Below are 9,138 nucleotides of genomic sequence, written 5' to 3'. Positions count from 1 at the left end.
TATAAAACAGCAAGGCGGGCTGAAGCCCCGTCTTGCTGCATGTTTGGTGGATTTCACTTATTTGGCTTGATCCTTGCTCTGATTCTTTTCTTCCGCCTCACCCGTAAAGGTTTCCGTCCATTCCTCCATCATCTCGCCAACGAAATCTTCGAGCTTCTCGGTGGCTGAGGTAGGGTGTTTCGGAACGGGAATCGGATCCACGCCGGAGCCTTCCCCAGAAGGCAGGGTATTCTGCTCCTTATCCATCTGTGTTGCTCCTTTCCAATGAAGTCTAGTGGTCAACCTTAATATGATGATCCGGCGTAACTTTATGCGTCAGCAGTTCGGATACGGTAACGAAGCGATAACCCCGGCTTTGCAGTTCCGGCAAAATGACCTTTAACGCTTCGATCGTCTGCGTGCTGTTATACACGTAATCATGCATCAGGATAATATCACCGTTGCGGGCGTTGTCCAGCACCTTGCGCACGATTCTGCGTACGCCGGGTGACGTCCAGTCCTTCGTATCCTGATGCCAGGACCAGAGGATCATCTGCAGGTTGTTATGTTTGGTTAGCTCGACAATGGCATCATTATAATATCCGCCCGGGGGGCGGAAGAGGACCGGTTTACGTCCGGTGGTCTCGAATACGGCTTCCTGGGTCATGGCCATTTCTTCCTTCAAGGCCGGTAGCGCCAGTCGATGAAAGGAAGGATGGTGATAGGAATGGTTGCCGATTTCATGGCCCGCGGCTTGTTCCATTTTGACGATTTCGGGGAATCGATTCACCCGGTCGCCCACAACAAAGAAGGTCGCCTTCGCTTGATACTTCTCCAGAAGCTCGAGAATTTTCGGAGTTTGCTGCTCATCCGGCCCGTCATCAAAGGTTAAGGCGATGTATTTTTCTTGCGTCGGCACTTCCCACACAATGTCCCCGCGTTCCTCATAATAGCTTCTTTGCTTGCCATGAACCGGGGAGGATGCCTCTGTTGCAGGGGCGAGCAGCGCAGCGGCAAGGGCGATGGTGAGCGCTGCTCCCAGTTTGATTTTGACCATCGGTTCTACGTGCCTCCATCAACTATACTTGAGCGCTTGTCCGTCCGGGGAAACTCGCAGCTTCCTGTCGGCGCTGTCCGTTTAGTTTGGCTGGTTGGCGGTGCTTTTATCCATGGAAGGGTGAACCTTGAGCTTGTGCAAATCCTCCAGGCACCGTTTGCGTTCCTCTTCGGGAGTTTCCAGCTCGTTTCGAACGCACGGCATAGCTCATGTTGCTTTTGCTCTTACGGCCGATCCTCGAAAACAGGATGCCGTAGTATATTAAGGTAAGTACCGTTTTATGCGGTATGGTTAGGGGTGGACATCGTGCTGATTTCTTTGGCGGGAGTCATTCTGTCCCAGAGAAATTGTCGCTATCTTCGATCCTGTGGATTGGCGTGATTGTCCTCGTTGTTGTCGGATTGAATATGAGTGGTAAGGGAGGCTAAGGGAATGGTTGATCGCAATGAGCAGCAGGCAGGGGAAGGACGGCGGGACGAGGAGCTTTTGCTTTCGTTTCAGGGTTATTACCGACACGCATGTTCGAGCAGATGAGCAGCATACGCATAACGTCAACTTGGAGCGGGCGCTGCAAGATATCGCGGCAAATGGCACGGGAAGCGTTGGCATCATGCATGCGGGAGACGTGACGGATCACGGATTTCCGGATGAATACGAAGCGTGGAACCGAAATTGGCATCGGTTTGGCGGAGCAGTGCCTCCGCTATATGTGACGATGGGCAACCATGATGTCGCATTGGAGAACTGGGAGGCACCTTTGGGACAATTTTTGCGCGGTACCGGGGCGGAGGGCATTTATCATGATCATTGGATTGATGGGTATCATTTTATTTTTCTTGGAACGGAAGAAGGGCTGGAGTTGTTTAGCTCGTTGTCGGAGAAGCAGCTGGCTTGGCTCGATGACAAGTTAGGGGAAAACGCTGCGGCAGACCGCCCGGTTTTCGTCTTCCTACATCAGCCGCTGCTTAACACGGTCGCCGGCTCCTACGAAGCGCAGCGCTGGTACGGCGTTGTGCAGGATGCGGATCTCCGTGCCGTGCTGGCCCGTCACCCGCAGGTGATTCTCTTTACGGGGCATACCCATTGGGAGTTGGATGCCTCTCACACTTCTTATGGTGTGGAGGGCGAGGGCCGGTGATGTTCAATGCCGCTTCGGTCGCCGACCTGTGGACCGACGAAGACGAACACAAGGACGGCAGCCAAGGCTTCTACGTCGAAGTTTATCGCGACCATGTCCTCGTACGCGGTCGGGACTTTACCCGCGGCGAATGGATGGAGTCCGCACAGTTTCGGGTGGAGTATCCGCGGGGGTAGCAGGTGATTGGAAATCGGGTGGACGTATGGTGAACAGTAACATACTTTAACGAGAACGCGCACCTTTAGGGGCGGGTGTTTTTTGTGCGGTGCTATGGCGCGACGGAACAAAGGCAAGAAGCAAGAGGCCGTTTGCTGCTTGCGGATATTTGATAGCTGGTAGATGCTAGCTGTTTGATGTTGGCTGGTAGATGGTAGAAGGTAGCGTGTTTGCGGTTTGCTGATAGCTGCTAGCTGGCATCTCGGCTGCGCTAACGGACACCAGAGCCGTTATTTGGGTTCGGACGCAAGCCTACCCGTTTTAACGGACCTCAGAGACCTTATTCGGGTCTGTTGCGTTGAATCGATGAGTATTTTTGCCCAATAAGGTCACTTGAGTCCGTTAGCTCGGGAAATCTCCGGGAAATGAACAAATAAGGTCGGTACGGTCCGTTAGAGGTGGGGAGGTTGGACAATAGAGTTAGCAATCTGAACGAGTTCAGAAATACTGTACAAAGGAACAAAGTTACCATCTTCCACCTTGTTCGATCCTAAGGCATAGGTTAATCCTTGCTTTCTCCAATAGAGCCCGCTTAAGCTTGGTGTGCTTTGGATCCAGGTTTGTGTGCCATCACTTAATTTTGGCCCCTTTTTACCATCCGGTTTGGACTTTACCTGCGAATTTGAAACAGCCAGTATCAGTTGCTCTCCTCGCTCTTCATTAGCAAAGGTCAATTGGATCAAGTCAAAGTTAGCTGGGACGATATCGGCAGACTGATGGGTAATCGGAAAAGGAACTTTTGGAATAGAAACCTCAAATGGCACTTCATTCAAGGTATCTTCAAAAGATTTGCAACACTCTGAGCCTGGGTCCCATACGGCTACACCATCTCTTATGGATAAGCCTGGCGAAGTCCCGGGAGTTTGCTCGACATCCTCAGCAATGGGTGAGATATCATTGTTCTTTGCCCCAGTTCCGCAACCGCCAGCTAGCATCAGAAGAACAACGATCAAACAAACGTACATGATTTTTTTCAAAAGGATCACCCCTTTGGCTATTCCCTATTATACAGTAAATACCAGTTATATACTATATTATCTTCGAATCGGAGGCCATCTTAATCTGACAAAAGAGAAAATAAAAAATCCCTTAAAGCTTATGCTTTAAGGGATTTTCTCTATGATCTGCAGTGGGCTCGAACCACTGACCCCCACCCTGTCAAGATGGTGCTCTCCCAGCTGAGCTAGCAGATCAAACTTATAGTGAAGACAAAAATTATCTTATCAGGCGGTGGGGTTCTTGTCAACACTTTCCTAGAGTATAAGGTGTCTGTCCTCTGTCAACAATGGTGGAGGAATGCGTGTCCGAGTGGTAAGGCGCATGACGTCACGACGCTGCATTTCATTCAAGACGCGCATACAGTCAGCACTGCATACATCCATGACACGCATATATCAGACAGACAGGCACCACGTAACGAAAGGAAGAAGTGAACATGCGTTGGAACCACCATCACCGCCATATTGGCCTTAACCATCATAACAACAGCAATGATCAAATCTCGTCGCCGAAGAGCGAGACGAAACGGCCGCGGTCCCTTTGGGTTGCCGTCGCGGGGGCCGTCTTGCTGCTGGCCCTGACCAGCGCCTGCCGCATGGCGCCAAACGCGGAGACCTTAAGCCGGCAGACCGGCGCATTCCCTTGGCCGTTTGGGCCATCCGTGTCGGACGGCGTGTATTCGCCTACGATTGTAGAGGATGTGTATTCCACGGAATAAATGCTTTATTCTTCCTCGTCCCATTTGCGGGAGTAGCCTTTCTTCGTCGTGTAAAACATGGAGGCAATCAGCAAAACCGCGATGACGACCGCAGCGGCGATTGTTATGCCCATGACCATACCCCTAAGCCAACTCCTTTCCATCGATGTCCATGAGACAACTATACATAAAAATGATTTTTTTGTATAATGATGCAGTTTAAATGATCCAACAGACAAGCAATGGTGGGAGGGGAACGAAGTGTCGGCTGCAACGATCATACATGTCGATCATGAGGAGCAATTACAGAAATGCCTGGACATCCGCAAAGAGGTGTTCGTCGAGGAACAGAAGGTCCCCGTTGAATTGGAAATTGACGAGTACGACCAGATTGGCCCGGATGTACATCATGTGCTGATCGAATTGGAAGGGGACTATGTTGCGACAGGCAGATTGATTTACTATAAAGACAATGCCGCCAAAATGCAGCGGATCGCCGTACGTGAGCCGTACCGCTCGAAAGGCGTAGGCAAAATCCTGCTGCTCGCCTTAGAGGAGCTGGCACGGGAGCTCGGTCTCACGAAGTCGGTGCTGGATGCTCAATGCCATGCCGAAGGGTTCTATGCTAAACTCGGCTATGAGACAATCTCGACTGAACCGTTTGATGACGCCGGTATTCCGCACGTCCGGATGGTCAAGTCGTTAAAATCGTAAAGGTCATAGGTTTGGAGGTTTTGGGGCAAGCTAGATCTAATCTTAATGAAGAGGAGATGAGCTAGCCGATGGCCCTGAATACCAGAGAAACGTTTATTGCCGTGCGGAAGAACGGTGACGGGAATTTGGTCGCGTTCAAGATGTCCAGCGGCCGCGTGCTGGATTACCAGCAAGCCCTGCAGGAAGTGAAGGCAGGTGCGATCGCCGGCGTCAATGTGTTTAAGGGACGGGACGGAGAGATGTATATCCGCGGCGATGCTGATGGAGATCCGTCCAACAACTTGGATAACTTGCCTAGCTTCGAATAACGTTGATCCATATCCTATATTTAGAAAAAGAACCCTGCAGGTAAGCATACCCGCAGGGTTGTTTTGTTACAGCGTATAGACTTCGTGCTGACGCAGAAAGTCCATGTTCCCCGTAGCGCCTCGGAAGGACTCCATATCATCGCTATAATGCATCAGCAGGATTTGGCTTTGGATCTCGGTTGGCAGGGACAATAACTCCTGCAGCGTCGTATGAACTTCACCTTTCCCGGTAAGTTGGACCTCGTGAAAAATTCGGCGGCACCCCCGCTCACGAACAAGCCTCATTAAGAGCTCCGGCTCGAACGTCATATCCGCACTGTAAAAAATCTCCTCATTGATATAAAGCGAATAGCTGGCTTTACCCGGGATATGCGGCGTTCGGATGAGCTCCACTTTTAACTCAGGGGCAAGCTGTGCAGGCTCGCTTTCCTTTAATAGACGCACGTCAAACACGTCGTTTAGCGAGTGGATTACACCGTCTTGGCTTAACCCGCCTTTCAGCGTATTTTCCCATAGCGGCTCCACCAAATTTTCAGCAATATACAGGATCGGTTTCCGTCCAGAACCAAATTTCCGGCGAAAAGCCAGCTCTTCCAAGCCTCCAACATGATCGCCATGGATATGGGTAATCAGCACGGCATCGATCTCCTCCACCGACTTGCCGATCGTGTGCAGCGCCAGGGGGGCGGTGATTCCGCAATCGATGAGCAGGGTGAAGTCACCGGCATAGAGGAGCGCGTTGTTATTAAAATATTTTTTGGCAAACGCTCCGCCCGTCCCCAGCATTTGTAGTCGTAAAGCCATCATGCATTCCCCCTTAGGTCAAGTATGGATCACCTCTTAACTGTACACAATTTCCAGCCGAAACAAAAGGTTAGGCTCGCTCTATAAAAAAATGCCGTCATTTCCCATCAACACCGCAACTTGACCGGAACCAGCGAGTATAACTATACATCAACAGGAATCAAATGGAGGGTCAACATTCATGAAATGGAGAAGAGTTGCATTACTGGTGGTGGCATTCTCTCTTATGGGAGGTTCCCTGCTCTTTGCCGACGCCGCGAGCACCAAGGTGAAGCTGATGCTGAACGGCCGCGAGCTGGAAGACGGCGGATATATTATAGACGGCAAAACCTATGTACCCGTACGCAATCTCGAAGGTTTAGTTGAATTTAATGACAGCACCAAAACGGTTAATTATTATAAACCCAATGTCCATATGTTTCTATTCGCGGAGGACAATGTGTTTGGCGATGTGAAGAAGACGGGGAAGCTGAAGTTTAACGTTTTCTCTCAAATTGATAATTTACGCACGAACATCTCGGCAGTGCGGGTGTCCATCACGGCCCCGGACGGGACGTCCAAGGAGATCCAGACGGATGAAATCAAAGAGCAGCGCGATAACTTCTGGTTCCGGACCAAGGACTACACGTATGATTTCAAGACATCGGGCCGCTACATCGTAGGGTTCTACATGAAACCGTCTAACGGATCAGATTTCGTGCTCGTTGCGGAGAAAAGCATTAACGTTCTGAAATAACCGCACAACCGAGCACAACACGGGCAACCGCTCACGAAAATTGACCTGTCCCCACCAAAAGTGTTACGATACGGGAGGAACGAAGCGGGAGACCCTTCTTCAGTCCATTAAAACATACTTAAAGTGAGGTAATTTCATGAGCGACCACAATCACGAACACGGCGAAGCATGCGGCTGCGGCCACGATCATGGTCATGATCATGACCATGATCATGACCATGATCATGAGCATGAAGAGTTTGTGTTGACGCTGACCGACGAAGAAGGGAACGACGTAGAGATGGTTCTTGTCGAGACGTTCGACGTTGGCGAGAAAGTGTACGCATTGCTGCTCGAGCGCAACAATCCGGAAGCGGACGGCATCATTCTCCGCATGGAAGAAGAGAACGAAGAAATGGTGCTTTACAATATCGAAGACGAACAGGAATGGAAACAGGTAGAAGAAGCTTACAACGAGCTTGTCGCCCAAATGGATGAAGCCTAATTTGCGGCGAATCACCTGGTATAGAAGCTAAGAGCTCCCCGGAAGCGGGGGGCTTTTTGTATAGTTCTAGGTTGATGAGTTTTTACGACACCTTTGAAGCAAAAAACTACCCACTTATGCGGGAGAGAGATCTGGGGATTGTGAAAAACAAGATCATTGAGATGTTCGGGCTGCGTTCAAAACCCGAAGTATAGACGAAAAGAGATCATGATCAAGTGAAGGGAGACGATCGAAATTTTGAAGGGGTTATGAAAATCAAAGGAGTGGAGATTATATAGAGTCACTTGATGCAAGGGTAGAGTTTAGATGCAGTTTGGTAACAGAAGGTTTTACCCCAAGAGCACATACCACTTTGATCAAAAAAGAACAAAAAATTAAAATAATTATTCCAATATTTCCAAATTTAAGATATAATAAAATTACCATATATTAGGTCATCCCATTATATATGGATATAAATTAGGGAGGTATTATTATGAGGAAAAGTAGGCACGTTATTATCCCGCTTGTATTTGCTTTTTTTTCGTTTCTTCATTTTCCGGCGTTCATGCCGAATCAACAGAAGAGAAGAAACACATTACTACTGAAGCATTTGTTATTGATACCTACTCAGAGGATCCAAATGAATTTCATATTTATGAAAAGACTGGATATAAGAGGGTCGAATCCATAACAGAAATAACGAATTCAGTAAATTTTATTAGTACAAAAATTTCAGCGGTTGAAGATTTATTATGATGTAAATGATAACTACCAATATAGTTTAATATTAAAATAAGAATTTTCTAATGACTATCGGACAGGGCTTGCAGAACAGAAGACAGGAGAACTGAGATTTAACAAAAATGAATTGACAACTATTTCAGTAAATCGAACTAGGGATAAATCACAGAACGGCCCCATTGAAATTAACTCAACTGAAGCTCTAGCAATAGAAAAGAATATTGAAGAAAAAAGTAAATTGTTAGTAGATGTGAAATATGAGCAAGTTCAGGGTTTTACAAGGCAACAATTTTTAGATTTGAAAATGAAAATTGAGAAGTTAAAAAATGAAATGAAGATTCAAGCATTAGACAGAGCAGGCGCATATGACAATTACTACAACTACGAGTACACTAATGGTAATTTTGTAGCACAAGCTTTGTCTGCACAAAGTCAAAAGTACATTAAATATGTAGGTACGACTATAGGAGATAGCAAAAACGCCTCTGCTTTCAATACTTTTCGATCATACATTGATGATTACGAAACAAATGTAGTTGATTATATGGAATCAAATACTTTTTATGAGGTATTAGGCTGGGCCTCGGCATTATCCTCTTTCGTGTTGCTAGTAGTTGGTTGGGGAACAGGTCCGGCAGGGTGGATTACAATCGTCCTCAATTATGGTGGAGCATTATCTCTATTTGCAGGGTTAACTTCAACAGCATATGGTACTTATTCGAGATTACAGTATAGCAAAAATGCAGCAACCAGTTTAGAAAATGCTCGCAATCAAATGTACTATAACAATTGGGGAAATATCAGTATGTCAGTTGTTAATGGAGTTTAATTTTATGCAGCGACTTCTATTTTGCTTATTGGCATTTCCGATTTTACTTGCAGGTTGTTCAAATACCATCACACTAGAAACAGCTAATGATATAGCCCTCAATGAATTTCAAGAGAAATATACTGTTTTAGAAACAGAATATTTTGTAGAAACAAATGAAGTTTATACTGTTACTGAGGAAGGTAAACATATACGATGCTACAAAGTAATCTTTTTTGATCAAGCATCTGTGCCGATAGCTACTTTTTTAATATCAAAAAAGGACGGTAAAATAGTTAAACAATATAGTAGATAGTAAAAAATAATTTATTGAGAATGAGCGCTTTGTATGCTCTCTTAGGCCAGCCAGGAATCTGAAGTGCTCCCTGTCAAGTAGACAGACTAAAAAACAAAATCATCAGTATTCAATATCCCCTCGGTTATCAAGACTGAGGGGATTATTTTCTTAGTTAGT

13 protein-coding genes and 1 tRNA gene are annotated in these 9,138 nt (G+C 47.1%); 9 read left to right on the top strand and 5 right to left on the bottom strand.

The window, feature by feature from the left end; translation table 11 throughout:
• Window positions 1–57: 57 nt before the first annotated feature.
• Both M3G15_RS20745 and M3G15_RS20740 read right to left on the bottom strand, forming a co-directional pair.
• Window positions 58–246, bottom strand: coding sequence for a hypothetical protein (locus M3G15_RS20745; protein WP_009227131.1), 189 nt, complete (start codon window positions 244–246; stop codon window positions 58–60).
• Between the two features lie 25 nt (window positions 247–271).
• On the bottom strand, window positions 272–1,036 hold the full coding sequence (locus M3G15_RS20740) for a polysaccharide deacetylase family protein (protein ID WP_009227130.1): 765 nt from the start codon (window positions 1,034–1,036) through the stop codon (window positions 272–274).
• Window positions 1,037–1,481: 445 nt separating this feature from the next.
• Here M3G15_RS20740 and M3G15_RS20735 point away from each other — a divergent pair, with 445 nt between their 5' ends.
• Together M3G15_RS20735 and M3G15_RS21565 are read left to right on the top strand one after the other, a co-directional pair.
• Entirely contained in the window at window positions 1,482–2,174 is a 693-nt protein-coding gene (locus M3G15_RS20735; protein WP_311202310.1) for a metallophosphoesterase family protein, read from the top strand.
• Window positions 2,171–2,350 (top strand): hypothetical protein, encoded by a 180-nt coding sequence (locus M3G15_RS21565; RefSeq protein WP_311202309.1) that lies wholly within the window; start codon window positions 2,171–2,173, stop codon window positions 2,348–2,350. Before M3G15_RS20735 ends, M3G15_RS21565 begins: the two co-directional genes overlap by 4 nt.
• A gap of 432 nt (window positions 2,351–2,782) precedes the next feature.
• Here M3G15_RS21565 and M3G15_RS20730 read toward each other — a convergent pair whose 3' ends face one another.
• Window positions 2,783–3,367: a hypothetical protein gene (locus M3G15_RS20730; protein WP_009227128.1), complete on the bottom strand. Its 585-nt coding sequence runs from the start codon at window positions 3,365–3,367 to the stop codon at window positions 2,783–2,785.
• A 143-nt stretch (window positions 3,368–3,510) separates the two neighbouring features.
• A tRNA-Val gene (locus tag M3G15_RS20725) sits at window positions 3,511–3,583 on the bottom strand.
• A gap of 242 nt (window positions 3,584–3,825) precedes the next feature.
• Between M3G15_RS20725 and M3G15_RS20720 the strand changes: the two genes are divergently transcribed.
• The 3 genes from M3G15_RS20720 to M3G15_RS20710 all read left to right on the top strand — a co-directional run bounded on the left by M3G15_RS20720 (window position 3,826) and on the right by M3G15_RS20710 (window position 5,108).
• Window positions 3,826–4,107 carry a hypothetical protein gene (locus M3G15_RS20720; RefSeq protein ID WP_260071946.1) on the top strand — a complete coding sequence of 94 codons (282 nt, stop codon included), beginning with the start codon at window positions 3,826–3,828 and terminating at the stop codon, window positions 4,105–4,107.
• A 240-nt stretch (window positions 4,108–4,347) separates the two neighbouring features.
• The gene (locus M3G15_RS20715; RefSeq protein ID WP_009227125.1) at window positions 4,348–4,800 is read left to right on the top strand and encodes a GNAT family N-acetyltransferase; all 453 of its coding nucleotides are present in this window, start codon (window positions 4,348–4,350) and stop codon (window positions 4,798–4,800) included.
• A 68-nt stretch (window positions 4,801–4,868) separates the two neighbouring features.
• Complete coding sequence (locus tag M3G15_RS20710; protein ID WP_260071945.1) at window positions 4,869–5,108, top strand: DUF3892 domain-containing protein; 240 nt, start codon at window positions 4,869–4,871, stop codon at window positions 5,106–5,108.
• Between the two features lie 66 nt (window positions 5,109–5,174).
• Here the strand turns inward: M3G15_RS20710 and M3G15_RS20705 are convergent, their stop codons facing one another.
• Window positions 5,175–5,912 (bottom strand): MBL fold metallo-hydrolase, encoded by a 738-nt coding sequence (locus M3G15_RS20705; protein WP_260071944.1) that lies wholly within the window; start codon window positions 5,910–5,912, stop codon window positions 5,175–5,177.
• A 181-nt stretch (window positions 5,913–6,093) separates the two neighbouring features.
• Between M3G15_RS20705 and M3G15_RS20700 the strand changes: the two genes are divergently transcribed.
• From M3G15_RS20700 to M3G15_RS20685, 4 genes are all read left to right on the top strand, one after another.
• Window positions 6,094–6,648, top strand: coding sequence for a copper amine oxidase (locus M3G15_RS20700; protein WP_260071943.1), 555 nt, complete (start codon window positions 6,094–6,096; stop codon window positions 6,646–6,648).
• 136 nt (window positions 6,649–6,784) lie between these two features.
• The gene (locus M3G15_RS20695; RefSeq protein WP_260071942.1) at window positions 6,785–7,132 is read left to right on the top strand and encodes a DUF1292 domain-containing protein; all 348 of its coding nucleotides are present in this window, start codon (window positions 6,785–6,787) and stop codon (window positions 7,130–7,132) included.
• Window positions 7,133–7,982: 850 nt separating this feature from the next.
• Window positions 7,983–8,684, top strand: a complete 702-nt coding sequence (locus M3G15_RS20690; protein ID WP_260071941.1) for a hypothetical protein — start codon at window positions 7,983–7,985, stop codon at window positions 8,682–8,684.
• Window positions 8,685–8,688: 4 nt separating this feature from the next.
• Entirely contained in the window at window positions 8,689–8,979 is a 291-nt protein-coding gene (locus tag M3G15_RS20685; RefSeq protein ID WP_036645237.1) for a hypothetical protein, read from the top strand.
• The last annotated feature ends 159 nt before the right edge of the window (window positions 8,980–9,138 follow it).

The organism is Paenibacillus sp. p3-SID1389, assembly GCF_025151705.1.
Classification (GTDB): domain Bacteria; phylum Bacillota; class Bacilli; order Paenibacillales; family Paenibacillaceae; genus Fontibacillus; species Fontibacillus phoenicis.
The sequence above is the reverse complement of the archived record's forward strand: the minus strand, read 5'-3'. Positions and strand labels throughout refer to the sequence as shown.

Coding starts and splice junctions, on each gene's coding strand:
- M3G15_RS20710 (WP_260071945.1), top strand. CDS start 4,869: ATGGCCCTGAATACCAGAGAAACGTTTATTGCCGTGCGGAAGAACGGT.
- M3G15_RS20700 (WP_260071943.1), top strand. CDS start 6,094: ATGAAATGGAGAAGAGTTGCATTACTGGTGGTGGCATTCTCTCTTATG.
- M3G15_RS20720 (WP_260071946.1), top strand. CDS start 3,826: ATGCGTTGGAACCACCATCACCGCCATATTGGCCTTAACCATCATAAC.
- M3G15_RS20695 (WP_260071942.1), top strand. CDS start 6,785: ATGAGCGACCACAATCACGAACACGGCGAAGCATGCGGCTGCGGCCAC.
- M3G15_RS20685 (WP_036645237.1), top strand. CDS start 8,689: ATGCAGCGACTTCTATTTTGCTTATTGGCATTTCCGATTTTACTTGCA.
- M3G15_RS20705 (WP_260071944.1), bottom strand. CDS start 5,912: ATGGCTTTACGACTACAAATGCTGGGGACGGGCGGAGCGTTTGCCAAA.
- M3G15_RS20735 (WP_311202310.1), top strand. CDS start 1,482: ATGAGCAGCAGGCAGGGGAAGGACGGCGGGACGAGGAGCTTTTGCTTT.
- M3G15_RS20740 (WP_009227130.1), bottom strand. CDS start 1,036: ATGGTCAAAATCAAACTGGGAGCAGCGCTCACCATCGCCCTTGCCGCT.
- M3G15_RS20745 (WP_009227131.1), bottom strand. CDS start 246: ATGGATAAGGAGCAGAATACCCTGCCTTCTGGGGAAGGCTCCGGCGTG.